This is a genomic window from Priestia endophytica DSM 13796, from assembly GCF_900115845.1.
GTDB lineage: Bacteria > Bacillota > Bacilli > Bacillales > Bacillaceae_H > Bacillus_I > Bacillus_I endophytica.
On record NZ_FOXX01000002.1, the window covers coordinates 93,198 to 109,815 of the forward strand.

Annotated in this window: 16 protein-coding genes and 2 riboswitches; of the genes, 10 read left to right on the forward strand and 6 right to left on the reverse strand. The window is 36.4% G+C overall.

What is annotated here, in order from left to right; all coding sequences use genetic code 11:
* The first annotated feature begins 5 nt into the window (after window positions 1-5).
* From BM012_RS04825 to BM012_RS04840, 4 genes are all read left to right on the forward strand, one after another.
* On the forward strand, window positions 6-1,430 hold the full coding sequence (locus BM012_RS04825; RefSeq protein ID WP_061803469.1) for a LutB/LldF family L-lactate oxidation iron-sulfur protein: 1,425 nt from the start codon (window positions 6-8) through the stop codon (window positions 1,428-1,430).
* Complete coding sequence (locus tag BM012_RS04830) at window positions 1,427-2,128, forward strand: LutC/YkgG family protein (RefSeq protein WP_061803470.1); 702 nt, start codon at window positions 1,427-1,429, stop codon at window positions 2,126-2,128. Before BM012_RS04825 ends, BM012_RS04830 begins: the two co-directional genes overlap by 4 nt.
* A 143-nt stretch (window positions 2,129-2,271) precedes the next feature.
* Window positions 2,272-4,470 (forward strand): PAS domain-containing sensor histidine kinase, encoded by a 2,199-nt coding sequence (locus tag BM012_RS04835; RefSeq protein ID WP_061803471.1) that lies wholly within the window; start codon window positions 2,272-2,274, stop codon window positions 4,468-4,470.
* Window positions 4,467-4,967 (forward strand): methylated-DNA--[protein]-cysteine S-methyltransferase, encoded by a 501-nt coding sequence (locus tag BM012_RS04840; RefSeq protein WP_061803472.1) that lies wholly within the window; start codon window positions 4,467-4,469, stop codon window positions 4,965-4,967. Before BM012_RS04835 ends, BM012_RS04840 begins: the two co-directional genes overlap by 4 nt.
* A gap of 25 nt (window positions 4,968-4,992) precedes the next feature.
* On the opposite strand, the gene BM012_RS27015 is transcribed toward BM012_RS04840, so the two are convergent.
* From BM012_RS27015 to mtnK, 3 genes are all read right to left on the reverse strand, one after another.
* Window positions 4,993-5,115, reverse strand: coding sequence for a hypothetical protein (locus BM012_RS27015; protein ID WP_019392904.1), 123 nt, complete (start codon window positions 5,113-5,115; stop codon window positions 4,993-4,995).
* A gap of 132 nt (window positions 5,116-5,247) precedes the next feature.
* Entirely contained in the window at window positions 5,248-6,294 is a 1,047-nt protein-coding gene (mtnA, locus tag BM012_RS04845; protein ID WP_061803473.1) for an S-methyl-5-thioribose-1-phosphate isomerase, read from the reverse strand.
* Window positions 6,295-6,310: 16 nt separating this feature from the next.
* Entirely contained in the window at window positions 6,311-7,522 is a 1,212-nt protein-coding gene (gene mtnK, locus BM012_RS04850) for an S-methyl-5-thioribose kinase (RefSeq protein ID WP_061803474.1), read from the reverse strand.
* Window positions 7,523-7,649: 127 nt separating this feature from the next.
* Window positions 7,650-7,787: riboswitch (SAM riboswitch) on the reverse strand.
* 205 nt (window positions 7,788-7,992) lie between these two features.
* On the opposite strand from mtnK, the gene BM012_RS04855 reads away from it, so the two are divergent.
* The 6 genes from BM012_RS04855 (at window position 7,993) to BM012_RS04880 (ending at window position 13,078) form a co-directional block, all read left to right on the forward strand.
* On the forward strand, window positions 7,993-9,165 hold the full coding sequence (locus tag BM012_RS04855; RefSeq protein WP_061803827.1) for a pyridoxal phosphate-dependent aminotransferase: 1,173 nt from the start codon (window positions 7,993-7,995) through the stop codon (window positions 9,163-9,165).
* Window positions 9,166-9,241: 76 nt separating this feature from the next.
* Window positions 9,242-9,340: riboswitch (SAM riboswitch) on the forward strand.
* A 71-nt stretch (window positions 9,341-9,411) separates the two neighbouring features.
* Complete coding sequence (locus BM012_RS04860; RefSeq protein WP_061803475.1) at window positions 9,412-10,629, forward strand: 2,3-diketo-5-methylthiopentyl-1-phosphate enolase; 1,218 nt, start codon at window positions 9,412-9,414, stop codon at window positions 10,627-10,629.
* Window positions 10,626-11,288 carry a 2-hydroxy-3-keto-5-methylthiopentenyl-1-phosphate phosphatase gene (locus BM012_RS04865; RefSeq protein ID WP_061803476.1) on the forward strand — a complete coding sequence of 221 codons (663 nt, stop codon included), beginning with the start codon at window positions 10,626-10,628 and terminating at the stop codon, window positions 11,286-11,288. The genes BM012_RS04860 and BM012_RS04865 overlap by 4 nt, the downstream gene beginning before the upstream one ends.
* Complete coding sequence (locus BM012_RS04870; RefSeq protein ID WP_061803477.1) at window positions 11,285-11,917, forward strand: methylthioribulose 1-phosphate dehydratase; 633 nt, start codon at window positions 11,285-11,287, stop codon at window positions 11,915-11,917. The genes BM012_RS04865 and BM012_RS04870 overlap by 4 nt, the downstream gene beginning before the upstream one ends.
* A 12-nt stretch (window positions 11,918-11,929) precedes the next feature.
* Window positions 11,930-12,454 carry a cupin domain-containing protein gene (locus tag BM012_RS04875; protein WP_061803478.1) on the forward strand — a complete coding sequence of 175 codons (525 nt, stop codon included), beginning with the start codon at window positions 11,930-11,932 and terminating at the stop codon, window positions 12,452-12,454.
* A gap of 369 nt (window positions 12,455-12,823) precedes the next feature.
* Window positions 12,824-13,078, forward strand: coding sequence for an aspartyl-phosphate phosphatase Spo0E family protein (locus tag BM012_RS04880; protein ID WP_061803479.1), 255 nt, complete (start codon window positions 12,824-12,826; stop codon window positions 13,076-13,078).
* 155 nt (window positions 13,079-13,233) lie between these two features.
* Here the strand turns inward: BM012_RS04880 and BM012_RS04885 are convergent, their stop codons facing one another.
* The 3 genes from BM012_RS04885 to BM012_RS04895 form a co-directional block, all read right to left on the reverse strand.
* The gene (locus BM012_RS04885) at window positions 13,234-13,965 is read right to left on the reverse strand and encodes a ZIP family metal transporter (protein WP_061803480.1); all 732 of its coding nucleotides are present in this window, start codon (window positions 13,963-13,965) and stop codon (window positions 13,234-13,236) included.
* Window positions 13,966-14,095: 130 nt separating this feature from the next.
* Entirely contained in the window at window positions 14,096-14,869 is a 774-nt protein-coding gene (locus tag BM012_RS04890; protein ID WP_061803481.1) for a DUF4931 domain-containing protein, read from the reverse strand.
* A 76-nt stretch (window positions 14,870-14,945) separates the two neighbouring features.
* Window positions 14,946-16,472 carry an ATP-binding protein gene (locus tag BM012_RS04895; protein ID WP_061803482.1) on the reverse strand — a complete coding sequence of 509 codons (1,527 nt, stop codon included), beginning with the start codon at window positions 16,470-16,472 and terminating at the stop codon, window positions 14,946-14,948.
* Between the last annotated feature and the right edge of the window lie 146 nt (window positions 16,473-16,618).

Consider the following 16,618-nt stretch of genomic DNA (forward strand, 5'->3'; position numbering starts at 1 on the left):
AACATATGGGGATGAAAATTGGAGAAAAGCAGTTTAAAGAACGTGTTGGTGATGGCCTGCAAGACGATTTTATGCGTTCCGCCGTGTCAAGTGCTCAGGAACGTTTAAGAGCTAGACGTTTACACGCGGCCCAAGAGCTTGGACATTGGGAAGAATGGCGTTCACTAGGGGAAGAAATCCGAAAACATACCCTTGATCATCTTGATTATTATTTAGAAATGCTAAGTGATAATGTTGCTAAAAGAGGTGGCCATGTCTTTTTTGCTAAAACAAGTGAAGAAGCAAATGAGTATATCCAAAATATTGTAAAGTGTAAAGAAGCTAAGAAGATTGTGAAATCAAAGTCAATGGTAACAGAAGAAATTAGTATGAACGAGGGATTAGAGAGTATAGGGTGTGAAGTGATTGAAACAGATTTAGGAGAATACATTCTTCAGCTAGATGAACACGATCCGCCCTCACATATTGTGGCACCTGCTCTTCATAAAAATAAAGAACAAATTCGCGAAGTGTTTAAGGAAAAGTTGTCTTACTTGAAAAGTGAGAAGCCAGAAGAACTTGCCCTTCATGCTCGAGAAATGTTGCGTAAAGAATTTCTAAAAGCTGATATTGGAATTACAGGGTGTAATTTTGCTATAGCAGAATCAGGCTCTATTGGTCTTGTTACAAATGAAGGGAACGCTCGGCTTGTTTCAAGTATTCCTAAAACTCAGATCACAGTAATGGGAATGGAAAGAATTGTGCCAACGTTTGAAGAATTTGAGGTTCTTGTTAGTTTATTAACAAGAAGTGCTGTTGGACAACGCTTAACAAGCTATGTCACAGCTTTAACAGGTGCAAGAAGTGAAGGAGATGTAGACGGTCCGGAAGAATTTCATCTCGTAATTGTTGACAACGGAAGGTCTAACATTCTTGGAACTGAATTTCAATCTGTTTTACAGTGCATTCGCTGTGCAGCCTGTATAAATGTTTGTCCTGTTTATCGACACGTTGGTGGCCATTCCTATGGATCTATTTATCCAGGACCAATAGGAGCTGTTTTGTCTCCACTTTTAGGAGGCTATGATGATTATAAAGAACTTCCATATGCTTCTACCCTTTGTGCAGCATGTACAGAAGCATGTCCTGTTAAAATTCCGCTTCATGAACTTTTGCACAAGCATAGAGAAGTTATTGTAGAAAGAGAGGGACGTGCTCCTATTTCAGAGAAGATGGCTATGAAAGTCTTTGGATTAGGGGCATCAACTCCTAAACTATATAATTTGGGTGGTAAGGTGGCCAAGTCTGCACTAAGTCCTTTTACAACAGATGACAAAATATCAAAAGGGCCTGGACCGCTTAAAGCCTGGACTAATATTCGAGAATTTCCTGCTCCAAACAAAGAGCGATTCAGAGATTGGTTTCAGGCAAGAAAGGGGGAAAACAAATGAGCTATGGAACAATTCACAATAGAGATTCCTTCCTGAATGATATTGCTAAGCAGCTTGGAAGGAAAAGAAGTAAACATATAGAACGTCCAACTTGGACGCACTCTCCCCAACAATATGTTTTTCAAGATGCTTCGAGTGATGAACTAGCAGATCATCTTGAAGAATACTGTGAACAGATTCATACAAAATGTATTCGTACCTTATCCATAAGCTTGCAAGAAGTAGTGGAAAAAGTAGTTGAAACAAATGGAGGAGGAGAGGTTATTGTATGGGATGACCCTCGTTTTTCTCAATATGGCCTATCTTCCCTTCTAGATAGACAAAATGTTCATGTATGGGACACAGATAAGCGAGAAGAGAATATCCAAAAAGCAGCGCAAGCTAATGTTGGGATTACGTTTAGCGATATCACTCTATCAGAATCAGGAACGGTTGTTTTATTTAACGGAGGAGGAAAGGGACGTTCAGTTAGCCTTCTTCCTACAACATATATTGCTATTATTCTCAAGAGTACAATCGTGCCGAGAATGACGCAAGCTGCTCAGTATATTCATCAAAAAGTTGAAGGAGGAGAAGATATTTCTTCTTGCATTAATTTTATTACAGGACCGAGTAACTCAGCAGATATTGAAATGAACCTTGTCGTTGGTGTTCATGGGCCTGTCAAAGCAACCTATATAATTGTTGAAGACTGTTAAAGAGATGCTTGGCTAGAGAAATCTAGTCAAGCATCTTTTCCTGTCTATTCAAAAAGAGATAGGAGGAATTTGGAGTAATATGTAGAATAACCATAAGATAATAAGAAAGCTGTCACTATATATGTGTGAAAGGAGCAACGTTTATGTCGGCTGAAGGATCACTTCAAGCAACTGAGAAAAGTCGAGATGAAACAGCAGAATTGGAGCAGCTTAGAATCGTATTTGACAGAGCACGGGATGCAATGATTGTATTTAATGGTGATTTGCGCGTTACAGACGTCAATCAAGCAGCCTGTCGCTTGTTTGAATGTGCAAAAGAGGAGCTCCTCTCACTTCATGTGCGAGATTTTTTGGAAATGATGTCAAGTGAGGCATTAGAGCGGTATGACTATTCGCTTACAAGCGGAGATCATTTTTATTTTGAGGGCCCGTTATATTTGCCAAATGGCTCGATAAAGTATATTGAATTTCAGTCAGAAAAGCATGATGGGAAAAATGCGATTTTAATGACAACGTTTCGGGATATTACGAAGACAAAGAATTTAGAAAATGAGCGGTTTATTAGTCAAGAAATGTTTCAAGATATTTTTAATCAAGCGATTGATGGTATTCTGATTTTTGACAAGAAAGGGCGAATTATTGATGCGAATCCGTCCCTTTGCCGAAGGATTGGCTACACTAAAAATGAACTGCTTGTGCAAACATTAAGTGAGCTTGTTCTTCCGATCTATCATTATAAGATTGAGCGTCTTTGGCATGCGCTAAAAAGGAATGGGAAATCGCAAGGAGAACTTCCTATTCAAACTAGGCAGGGAGAAGAAGTGTACTTTGATTTTACAACAACAGCTCATATTAATAGTGATTATTATATGTCTATTATGCGCGATGTTACAGAAAAGAGAGACATGGAGCAAGAGCTAGCTAAAAGTGAAAAGAAATTTAGAGAAATCTTTGAAAGCGCTGTTGATGCCATTATTATTTGGAATGAAGATTGGACAGTTGTTGATGCAAATCCTTCTTCCTCTCGTACATTTGAGCTTCCTCTTCATCAACTTATTGGAAGTAATCTTGAAGAATTTTTAGATTTATCACAGCCAAAAACAAAAGAAATTACAAATCGTTTTTATGATTTCAATGCGATAAGAGAAGAACTTCCTTTTTATATGCCAAATGGTGAAAAGAAAGATTTAGAGTTTACAGCAAAACAAGGTATTATAAAAGGCCATAATCTAACTATTTTCCGTAATATAAGTGAACGAAAGAAGATGGAACAAGAATTAAGAGAAAGTGAGCAAAAATTTAGAACGATTTTCAATGGATCTGTGGACGGTGTTCTGCTTTGGAATGAAAATTTAAAGATTATTGATGCTAACTCTGTTTTGTGTGATTTTGTTGAATTAACAAAAGAAGAAGTATGCTCATTGAACGTGCGAAACCTGCTAGATGAAGGAAACAAAAAGATATTAGATGCTCATTTATCGTTTCTTAAGGAATACAGAGAGCATGAAGGTGAATTAACTTACACAATGAAGAGCGGTCGCAAGCGAACCATTGAATATTCAACGAAGAAAGATATTATTCCAGGGGTCTATATGACAATGCTCCGAGATGTCACTGAAAAGAAAGAGATGGAAGAGCAAATCCGAAAATCAGATACCCTACAAGTTGTAGGGCAGCTTGCTGCAGGAATTGCTCATGAAATCCGAAATCCAATGACAGCATTAAAAGGGTTTATTCAGCTTTTACAAAATAGTATTGATCATGAAGAGAAAGATGATTTTTCTTTATATTTTGATGTCATTACGTCAGAGCTTCAACGTATTGAAAACATTATCACAGATTTTCTTGTATTAGCAAAACCTCAGGCAATTAAACATGAGCAAAAAGATATTATTCAAATTGTCCAAGAAACAATGGACTTATTAACAGCACAAGCAACCCTTGTAAACGTGCAGTTTCATACAGAATTTGATCCTTCATTGCCTCTTCTTTACTGTGAACCGAATCAGCTGAAACAGGTATTTATTAACATTATGAAAAATGCATTGGAAGTTATGCCTATAGGTGGTACCCTAACTGTAAGTGTACACGCTAAAGATGAAAAGTTTATTGTAGTCTCTATTAAAGATGAAGGAGAAGGCATGCCTGAAGAGCGAATTAAGCGTCTTGGCGAGCCTTTTTATACAACAAAAGAAAAAGGTACAGGATTAGGCCTTATGGTGTCATATAAAATTATTGAGGAACATGGCGGTTATATTGACGTTCATAGTGAGATAGGACGTGGCACAACTTTTTCCATCATCTTACCAATCAACCCAAATGAGGAGAATAAGAAAGAATGACCAAATATTATAGCGTCTTTGTTCATGAGGTGCTTGGCAACATTGTCATCCGTTCAAACGACAAAGGAGTGACAGCTCTTTGCATTGGAGAAGAGCTTGTTATTGAAAATGATGAAATTAAAAATCAGGGTTGGGCGCTTACTGCTAAGCAACAGCTTGAAGAATATTTTAAAGGAGAACGACAAACGTTTAATTTACCGCTTTGCATTGAAAAAGGTACGCTATTTCAGCGGGAAGTGTGGAATGCATTATCAAAAATCCCTTATGGAAGCGTCTGGTCTTATAGTGATATCGCAGCAGAGGTTCAGCGTCCAAAAGCAGTAAGAGCAGTAGGAGGGGCCAATAGAGCTAATCCTTTGCCTATTATTATTCCATGTCACCGTGTAATAGGAAAAGATGCATCTTTAACAGGATATGCGGGAAATAAAATACATCAAAAAGAACTTCTGTTAATCGTTGAAGGATTAACAGTTCAAAATGGCACAGTAAAAATATAAAAGCTAAGCGATACATTCGCTTAGCTTATTCGCTTTCTTCTTCTTTCCACCCTTGTCCTTCTATAAAAACGAGATCAACAGATTGTTGTTCATCTGTTTCGTGCATGGAGCTTTCGGATTCTGTGAATTCTTTCTCATTTTTTTTCACTTTCTTGTCCTCCTTACACTTTTTAAAAATTTCATTATTATAATAAGCAGTTAAAGAGAAGAATATGTTCTCTATAATGAAATGTTACACTTCTGTAAAAAACAAAGAAGAAGCAGCAATGCTTCTTCTCTTTTATAAGCTCTTTGTTGTAAATAAGTCAGGAATTTTATCGAATTCAGTTTCATGTATAATACCTTGTTCTGTAATAATACCTGAGATAAGTTCTGCAGGTGTAACATCAAAAGCAGGATTATAAACAGATGTGTTTTTAGGTGCAACCCACTCATTTCCTACTTTAAGGATTTCTTCCTCTTTTCGTTCTTCAATTGGAATTTCATCTCCATTTTTAAGAGAAATATCGAATGTTGATAAAGGAGCCGCCACATAAAATGGAATTCCATGCTGTTTTGCCAAAATAGCTAATCCGTAGGTTCCGATCTTATTAGCTGTATCCCCATTTGCGGAAATGCGGTCGGCTCCAACGATAACAGCGTCGACTTTCTTTGTTTTCATTGTATGGGCAGCCATGCTATCAGTAATTAATGTAACATTTACCCCACTTTGTAAGAGTTCCCACGTTGTTAATCGCGCACCTTGTAAGAGAGGGCGAGTTTCACAAGCAAATACATGGATAGGAAAGTCAACTTCTGCTGCGAGATGGAAAGGAGCTAATGCTGTACCATAATAAGCGGTGGCAATCGACCCTGCATTACAGATAGTCATTACAGAATCATTCTTATTAAAAAGTGACAAAGCATGCTGTCCAATGTTATAACAGATGTTTTCATCCTCAACGCTAATCAAAATAGCCTCATGAACAAGATTTGTTTTTGCTTCATTGACAGAAGCCGCATTCTCAATTTTATTTTGTAAACGACGAAGGGCCCATGTTAAATTAACGGCCGTTGGGCGAGAAGAAGCAAGGTATAAGCTTTTTTCACGAATGTGTGTATGAAATTCTTGTAAGTCCTCTCCTTCAAACTTTGATCCAGCTAGGGCTAATCCAAAAGCAGCGGCAATTCCAATTGCTGGTGCTCCACGCACTTTTAAAGTTTTAATAGCATCCCATACATCTTCAATTGTTTCTAAAGTTAGAAATTCAACAGAATTGGGAATAAGTTGTTGATTTAAAATTTTAATGGAATCCTCTTTCCATTCTACCGATCTTGGTATTGCCATTTTTCTTTCATCCTTTCTAAACAGTTCTAGCGTTATTTCCTAAAAATTCATTATTTTCAATATAAAAATCGTGCAAGTCTTGAACAGTTTTAATCTCTACTCGATTTAAAACGAGAGATTTTCCTATGTCTAAAGCAGTCTCTTTTGTACGAATGCGAAGCTCACTTTCTTCAATCGTATCAAGATCTGCTACATGAGCAAGCCCAATTGTTCGGCGGATCATTTCACATCCTGCAAAACCTAATGCATCTTGCCAAATCGTTTGGAGTGTATAGTCAAGATAGCCGTTAACTTGTAGAAAAGGATTGTTTTTATCCTCTTTCCAAAGAGACGTAAATACAGACGAAAAAGTTTCCCATGTATCATGAATAAAGCCAAAAAGCTCAGTTTGAGCTTGAGGACGACGGAGTGCATTAAACAATAAATTTGCGATGAAATGACCTAAGTCAAAACCAAAAGGTCCATAAAAAGCAAATTCAGGATCAATAATTTTTGTTTCATGCTCGCTAGCAAAAATACTTCCTGTATGTAAATCACCGTGAATAAGGGCATCGCCATTTGTTAAAAACAGTCTCTTCAATTTAGCTACTTCAAGCTTAAGTTCATCTTCTTTCCAAAGTTGTTCTACTTTTTCTGATAGTTCTGGTTCAAAATCATTTGTATCATGATCAAAGAACGGATCTGTAAAAACGAGGTCTTCTGTTATTTTACAAAGCTCAGGGTTTGAAAATTGCTGTGCTTTTTCTTTCTTTTCAGTTGGACTTAGTCCTAAATCAGATGTTTTAAAGAGAATATGAGCCAAAAATGTGCCAATATCTTTTCCTAAATTCGGATAAGACTCACCTTTAATAAGTCCTGTTCTTGCAATGGAAAGATGTGATAAGTCCTCCATAATTGTTAGTGCGAGCGTCTCATTACGATACAACACTTCAGGAACAAGATGAGGTGTGAATTTTGCAAATTGTAACAGAGCATCGCTTTCAATTTTGGCTCGTTTCAGCGTCAATGGCCAGCTTTCTCCCACAACTTTAGCGTATGGTAAAGCTTGCTTTACAATCCATTTTTTTGTGCTAGTGTGAGTACTCATTTGAAAAACAAGGTTAAGGTTCCCATCGCCAATTTCACGGCATGTTACATGTTCATTTTTAGCAAAAAAATGAAGTTCTTTTAAAAGAGATATAGCGCTTTCTTCTGTTAACGGTTTATAAACATCAAATTGAAAAGTCATAAGAGAAGTAAACCTCCAAAATAGATTTGTTTAATCGGAATTAAGAAGTGAAAGGGAGTAGGGGTGCTTATTCAACAATGAAAAAGCCCCTTTCCTTTATGAAAGAGGCTTGAAGATATAGTCAAACCTCTTATCTTTCAGAAAGGATATCCTTTCTGTTGGAAGTAGCACCGTGCCACTTTTACGTTCATTTTATACAGAATGAACAAATGGTCGGTTGCTGGGCGTCAAAGGGCCAATTCCCTCAGCCAACTCTTGATAAGAGTATATGTGATTTTAAATTGGAAATGAAATAACACTGTTTGAAAAGTATACTAGCAACGATTATAGATTTTGTCAACACGTAAATTTAAGATTAGGTTGTTTGCTCAGAGCGAGAAAAACTTTTCTTTTTTCATCTTTACAGAAATGAAAGAAGCAGATATCATGAATCATTAGAATTTGTAGAATTTTTCGAGAGGTTGTTTATGATGAAAATATTTCAGCAGTCAGACCTTTTAAAAGGTTTACCAGAACAGTTTTTTGCTTCTCTTGTTAAAAAAGTAGCAAAAGAAGCGAATGAAGGACATGACTTAATTAATTTCGGTCAGGGAAATCCAGATAAGCCGACTCCTGATCATATCGTAAAGGCGCTTCAAGAAGCAAGTAATAACCCTCAATTTCACGGTTATCCACCTTTTCAAGGGCACAGTTTTTTAAAAGAGGCTGCAGCCTCTTTTTATAAACAAGAATATGGAGTAACAATCGATCCAACAAAAGAAGTAGCCATTTTATTTGGCGGAAAAGCAGGATTGGTTGAAATTCCCCAGTGTTTGCTTAATAAAGGGGATGGTATCCTTGTTCCAGATCCGGGTTATCCGGACTATTTATCAGGGGTTGCGCTAGCTGGTGCAACATTAACTAAAATGCCTTTAACAGAGCAAAATGATTTTTTACCTGACTATAGTTCGCTGTCAGAAGAAGAGAAGCAACGTGCTAAGCTGATGTTTTTAAACTATCCAAATAATCCAACAGGTGCTGTTGCTTCAAAAGAATTTTTTGAAGATACGGTGAGCTTTGCCGAGAAAAATGATATCTGTGTTGTTCACGATTTTGCTTATGGAGCAATTGGGTTTGATGGCAAGAAGCCAAGAAGTTTTTTGCAAACTGAAGGAGCAAAAGACGTTGGGATTGAGATTTATACGTTTTCTAAAACATTTAATATGGCAGGCTGGCGCATTGCTTTTGCGGTTGGAAACGAGAGTGTTATTAAAGCAATTGAACTTTTACAAGATCACCTTTATGTTAGTATTTTTAGCCCTATTCAAAAAGCGGCGGAAGTGGCGCTTCTGCATAGTCATAAAAGTGTTCAGGACCTTTTGTCTCTTTATGAGAGAAGACGTGAAGTTTGGGTAGGGGGATTGCAAAATATCGGATGGGATGTGAAAGCTCCAGCAGGCTCTTTTTTTGCTTGGCTTTGTGTCCCAAAAGGATATACATCAACGGAATTTTCCGATCTACTCTTGAGGAAAGCACATGTTGTGGTAGCTCCTGGAATCGGTTTTGGTGAGCATGGTGAAGGATATGTACGAACAGGATTGCTAACAGAGGAAACGCGAATCCGAGAAGCTATTGAGCGAATCAAGGGATTAGGAATTTTCTAAAAATTATTGACAATCTTTTCTTTGAATGTCATAATCCAAAGTGAATTGACTCATAAACAACTAAACATAAATATAATTCTTATCAAGAGTAGGTGGAGGGAATAAGCCCTGTGAAGCCCGGCAACCGGCTATAAAGTACGGTGCTAAATCTTACAGCAATGCTGAGAGATAAGAGGACCATACAAAACCTCTCTTCAATCAGTGATTGAAGAGAGGTTTTATTTTTACATAAAGAGGTGACGCTACATGAGCGAAGTAATTGCAATATATCATAGTATTTTAAAAAATGGAAAAATCGAAGAACAGGCAGAAAAGATAGCGTTAGGCCTTACTGTTGGGTCATGGACAGACTTGCCTCTTTTAGAAAGAGAGCAGTTAAAACAACACAAAGGTCGCGTTGTGTATACAGAAATCATTGGAGAAGAAGAGGGAGGTTATAAAGCAGAAATGGCTATTGCTTACCCTTCTGCTAACTTTTCTCATGACATACCAGCTATTCTAACAACAGTTTTTGGAAAACTTTCTTTAGACGGGAAGATTAAACTTATTGATCTAAAACTTTCAGAAGCACTAACAAAAGTATTTCCAGGACCTCGCTTTGGCATCGAAGAAATACGTACAAAAATTAACGTTCACAATCGCCCTCTAGTGATGAGTATTTTTAAAGGTGTGATTGGACGTGACATGTCATACTTGAAAAATCAGTTAAAAAGCCAGGCATTAGGTGGCGTAGATTTAATTAAGGATGATGAGATTTTATTTGAAAATAAACTCACACCTTTTGAAAATCGAATTAGTGAAGGAAAGAAAGTACTTGATGATGTTTATGAACAGACAGGGAAAAGAACGCTTTATGCTGTAAACTTATCTGGCAAAACATTTGAACTAAAAGATAAAGCAAAGCGTGCTAAAGAACTTGGAGCAGATGCTCTTTTGTTTAACGTTTATTCATACGGCTTAGATGTTTTGCAATCTCTTCGAGAAGATGAAGAAATCGGGCTGCCAATTATGGCGCACCCAGCGTTTAGTGGCGCAATGACTTCATCACCTTTTTACGGAGTAAGTGCTTCATTGCTTTTTGGAAAACTTAATCGTTTAGTAGGAGCTGATTTTTCCCTTTTTCCTTCCCCATATGGAAGTGTTGCCCTTGATCACCATGAGGCAATTAAGACCCATGAATATCTAACAGCAACTAGCTCTCTGAAAAAAGGATGGTCTGTTCCATCAGCTGGGATTCATCCAGGTCTTGTGCCTCTTATTTATCATGATTTTGGAAAGGATACGATAATTAATGCTGGTGGAGGCGTACATGGACACCCAAATGGAGCAGTCGGTGGAGGGAAAGCATTCAGAGCAGCCATTGATGCTGCGGTGTCTGGAGTAACATTACAAGAGGCTTCAAAAACAAGCCAAGACCTCAAAGAAGCGATTGAGCTTTGGGGAGCTAAAGAGGTTGTGAAATGAAGAATTTGATCTTGTTTTGTGATTTTGATGGAACGGTTACATCTAAAGATAATATTATTGAAATCATGAAAAAATTCGCGCCGGAAGAATGGGTTACATTAAAAGATCAAGTGCTTGCTGAAGAAATTGCCATCAAAGATGGAGTTGGAAAGATGTTTAATCTTTTACCATCGTCTCTTAAAGAAGATATGACAGAGTATGTACTAGAAAATGCGCAAATTCGCGATGGCTTCAGTGAATTTGTTTTGTATGCGAAAGAACATAACATTCCTCTTTATATTGTAAGTGGAGGTATTGACTTTTTTGTTCATCCCATTCTCTCTCCATATATAGAAAAAGGCTTTATTTATTGCAATGAAGGAGATTTTAGCGGAGAGAATGTAAAAATTCGTTGGCCACATAGCTGTGATAGTCAGTGTAATAACGGTTGTGGGTGCTGTAAACCATCACTGTTAAGAACGTTGCAAAAAGATGAGGCATTTACAATTGTTATTGGCGACTCTGTAACAGATCTTCAAGCTGCAAAGCAAGCTGATTACGTAATTGCTAGAGATTACTTGTTAGAGAAATGTGAAAAATTAGAGCTTCCACATGCTTCATTTGACACATTTTATGATGTTATCTCTGAGATTAATCAGGTGAGGGAGGAACTAAAATGAGTGGGTACGAAGAAAAGTGGCTTGAATTAGCTGATATCAAGGATGAATTGGCAGAAAGAGACTGGTTTTTTGGCACAAGCGGTAACTTATCAATTAGAGTAACGGAAAGTCCTACAACATTTCTTGTTACAGCAAGCGGAAAAGATAAGCGCAAACGCACAAACGAAGACTTTTTACTTGTAGATCAAAATGGTTTTCCTGCAGAAAAAACAGGGCTTAAACCTTCTGCAGAAACTGTCCTCCATACGGCTATTTATGAGAAAACTAAGGCAGGATGTGTTTTGCATGTGCATACAGTTGATAACAACGTTGTTTCAGAGCTTTATGGTGATCAGGGAAAAGTTGTGTTTACAAAACAGGAGATTATTAAAGCATTAGGACTTTGGGAAGAAGATGCGAAAGTAGAGATTCCAATCATCCCGAATTTTGCGGATTTGCAAAAACTTGGTGATGTATTTAAAAAGCATATTAAGGAAGATACAGGAGCTGTATTAATTCGCAATCATGGAATCACAGTATGGGGAAAAACATCTTTTGAAGCTAAACGTCATTTAGAAGCATATGAGTTTTTATGTAGTTATCTATTAAAACTTAAGCTTTTTGCAAAACAAATTCAGTTTACAAACTAAGGAGGAGAAAACATGGCAAACATTCGTTTACATAAAACAAATGCACGCATTGAAAATCAAGAGGAAGTTGCGGAATTTTTGCAAAGTCAAGAAGTAATCTATGAGAATTGGGATATTTCAAAATTACCTCTTCACCTGCAAGAGAATTATCGTTTAAAAGAAGAAGAAAAAGAAGAGATTTTAACAACATTTAAAGAAGAAATTGCAGACATTTCGGATCGTCGTGGCTATAAAGCTCAAGATGTTATTTCTTTATCTGATGCAACTCCCAATCTAGATGAACTGCTAAATAACTTTCAGCGTGAACACCATCATACAGATGATGAAGTTCGATTTATTGTAAGTGGACACGGTATTTTTGTTATCCAAGGAAAAGATGGCCACTTTTTCGATGTTGAGCTTGAACCCGGCGATCTTATTTCCGTTCCTGAAAATATTCAGCATTACTTTACCCTTATGGATGACAGAAAAGTTGTTGCAATCCGTATTTTTGTTACAACAGAAGGATGGGTACCAATCTACGCTGATACTAAATAATATGCTCTTAAAGAAATGATTTCTGCAAAAATGCAGAAATCATTTTTTATTTAAAAAGGCACACTTTTCTATATAATATATTTATGTTTAGACGGTATTTTGTGGGGTATTGTTCCAATAAATGCTATCATTTTACAAAATCAAAATATACTGTTAATCTAAACAAAAGAATATAGCTATACTCTTAGTAGCTTCTCATATACGTCTTTTTGTATATCACATCTATGCTGTAACATTATGTGAATCATGTTATTTACGACATTTGTTTTACAAAGCTGTTAAGAAGTAATGAAAAAGTTTTTTTTCTTATTGCAAACCTGTTTACAATTTTAGTAGAATTTGTAATGAAGCATAAGGGGGTTACTTTTAATGGCAAGGGAGGATAAAATGTTGCAAATGTATAGTAATGGTAAAGCAGAGGCATTGCTGGGCGAAATTTTACACAAAAGACAAGAGATGTGTAAACTTGCTGAGCAAAAAGGTTATACACATAAAGATACCATTGTCTGCAGCCAAGAATTGGACGAGCTATTAAATAGATATCAGCGATGTCTTGAGCAAAAGCAAGAAGACAAGAGGCCTTTCTTTACTATTTTACCAACGTCACTTGCTTTTTCTAAATAAATGATTTGTTTTATCGTTTTTCAACATAGAGAAGAGAAAAGCTTAACAACTAAGAGTTTATGATTATTATAGAGTATGCCAAGATAATTTGTATAAAAAAATATATATAAAAAGCCTGATTGAATGGATCATAATTCAATCAGGCTTTTTATAATTTAAAATAAATTGATGAGCAGAATCATGGAAAGAACACCAATGATAAAAGAATGAGTGGAGGTCTGTTCATTACCATCTCCGTGACTTTCTGGAATCAGTTCTTTATAAATGATATAAAGCATCGCTCCTGCTGCAAAAGCAAGACCATAGGAAACGAGAGAGTCGAAGAAAGATGTAAGATAAAAGCCAAGAAGACCCGCAACTATTTCTACAGTACCTGTTAGTGTTGCTATAATGAAAGCTTTGAAACGATTCATTTTTTGCTGCACTAAAAATAAAGCAACAAGCAATCCTTCAGGCGCATTTTGCAATCCAATGGCAAGAGCAATTAAGTTACCTGTGTTATCCACATCAGAAGCATAGCTAACTCCAACCGAAAGACCTTCTGGAATGTTATGCAAAGTAATCGCTGCAACGATCAGGAAAGCTTTCTCATCAAACTGAATTCCTGTTTTTTGGTGTTCTAAATTAATATGAGGGATATTACGTTCAAGTAATGTTAAAGCAATGGTTCCTAACAATAATCCAATTGTTAAAGGGAGAAGACCGCCTGTTTGGAGCGACTCTGGAATAAGACTCATTGTAGCGGCAGCTGTCATAACACCAGCTGTAAAAGCTAATAAAGTATCGCGCCATTTGTGTGTTAAGAGATGTTGAATAAATAAGATAGGAAGAGCTCCTAAACCTGTTGAAAGAGCTGATAAAATGCTCCCAATTAAAACTTCCTTCATAAATGTTTAAGCTCCTTTAATAGTCGTCAATGATCATAGAGAGTCACTTTTTTACAATATGCATAAGAAGGGATGTCTTGTGCTGTAATAAGCTATATTCCTCTCAAAGAAGGAATATAGCTTATTTAAGTTATTTTTTTTGAGAAAAGTACAGTTCTTGAACTTGTTGGACGACGTCTGAGAGCTTGTTAGAAACTTGAGCAATATCGTAGCCCATAAAAAGAGGAGAGGTTGAAAATCTCGGTAGAATTTTCACAACAACTTCCTTATTTTCAAGGGGATAGAAAAATAAATTATAGCTCGTACAATTTCTATGAAAATGATGTAATACATAGTGAACAGCCGTTTGCAGCAAATCAGCGAATATTGTTTGCTCTCCACCTTGTTTTAAACGAACATTAAATTCGAAAAAACCAACTCTTGGGAGAGTAGAAAGGTTAAATATTACCCCGTTTTCCTCATGAATAGTTAATCCTTCGAACTGTCGCTCGTCTAATTCTCTATATGCATCAACATTTTTAAGTCCTACAATTTGCATATGTGGATGACGCAAAGAACCTCCAGACATAGGACCATGGTTTTTGAAAAATAGAACAGATTTATATTGGCTATTTTCCTGCATTTCTTTCCACTTTTTTAACGCAAAGTCGATGAGCTTATGAAGGTGTTCTTTTGAATATAAAGAAAGTTCTGATGTGCATTCATCTGTTTCAATAATGACGGTTTGAAATGCATCTTGTAAAACCGGATACTTGTTCTCAAGCCAAATAATGGAGTCTTTTTGATCCATAATATGAGTGAGAGCTTCTACATTACAAAATGGACAAGGATTTTGTCTATTAACAATTGTTTCAGGTTTTTGTTTTCCAATTGATGAATCAAAAATAAGATGTGCTCGTGTCATATTTTCACCACTAACCTATACATAGATTTCTTTTATTATCGCAAATGAGAGAGTAAAACGAAAGTAACATGAATTTTTAACTTTCGGTGTGCTTTGTTTGAATTGGGATTGTGACAATAACATTTGTTCCTTTTCCTACTGTACTATCGATTTCAATTGTCCCATCAATAGCTTCAATAATTCGTTTGCAAACAACAAGTCCAAGTCCTGTCCCTGTATCTTTCATCGTAAAGAAAGGATGAAAAATTTTTGAAAGCATTTCTTTTGATATCCCAGTACCCGTATCTTGGACATGCAAAATGGCAACTTCCTGTCTTTTGGAAAGAGAAAGGGTTAATGTTCCTCCCTCTTGCATTGAATCTAAGGCGTTTTTTGCTAAATTCAAAATAACTTGTTTTAAATGATCTCTCGTACAAAGAACATAAAGAGGCTCTGTTGGAAGGTTTGTTTTGACCTCGATATTATGTAAGTTAGCTTCTGATTTTATAATAGGTGTAACATCGGATAGTATTTGTTGTAGGTGATAGTATCCTTGTTTTTCTACGACAGGTTTCCCAAGAATAAGAAATTCGCTAACAATTTCATTGATTCGTTCAATTTCTGTTTGAATAACTGAAAAATAAAACTGATCTTGTTCTCCTTTATGTTTTTCGCTTAAAAGGGCTACAAGACCTTTAATTCCTGTTAAGGGATTTCGAATTTCATGTGCAGTACTTGCTGCAAGAGTTCCAACAAGTTCAAGTTTTTGAGCTTCATTTTGGATTCTTTCTTGAAGCGCCTGTCTTTTTAGCATTCTAATTCTAAAGTTTAAAAAAAGAACGCTCATCACAATAAAAGAACCAAAAAAGGAAAGAGCAAAGAATGGGCCAAAGGTTCCTTGGTTAACATTAGAAGTAGCTACAGAAACTGTCCACGGAACTCGCTCAAGCTGGGTATCTATTGTTGTTTTGTGTTCGGTTTTCAGGCCTTTCCCGGTATGGAAAATTTCTTTATTGTTTTCATCAAGCAGCTTCACACTTTCATCTGGTGTAAGCTCTTCTAAAACGGTTGCTACATACCGAACACGCAAATTTGCTGCGATTACAGCTTTAATTTCGCCTTGGTCATCAAGTAATGGAGTAGCAATTGTAATAATATATCGGCCTGTTGTTGGCTCGTAATAGGCATTTGAAATCGTTGTATTTCTAGTTTCTAGAAGTTCTTTGAAAAAGGGATGGTCACTTACATTAAAAGGTTGCAGCAGAGCATTTGAACCAAATTTTGTATTTCCATCTACATCGTAATAGTAAATACCGGATAACCTTGCGTCCTTCTGCTGTGCTCTTTCAAAGATAGTTTGAAGCTGTTCAAAAGACTGATCTTCAGCATAAGAAGAGATTGCCATTGTTTCAATACTCGTAATAATTTCACTAATAAAGCGATCCACGTAATTTTTATGCAGAGATGCAATGTGAAGCGCTTGTTTTGTTTCTTGTTCTTGTAAAACGTTTATCCGCCATTGGGTTGCAACTGTACTGATAAGAAGGGAAGGGATTAATACAATGACTAAATATAAAAGTAAATGAGATGTTCGCCATTTAGAAAAAAGTGATCGAAGTATCAAACTCGAATAGCTCCTTTATACATTATCCATTTTTTGATTATATCAAATGAAAAAGAGTAAAACTATCTTTGTATACGTTTCATAAGAGTAGGAAGAGGGGAAAATTTCTTGTATAATGGATATTAAAGGTAAATGAAAAGCTAAGA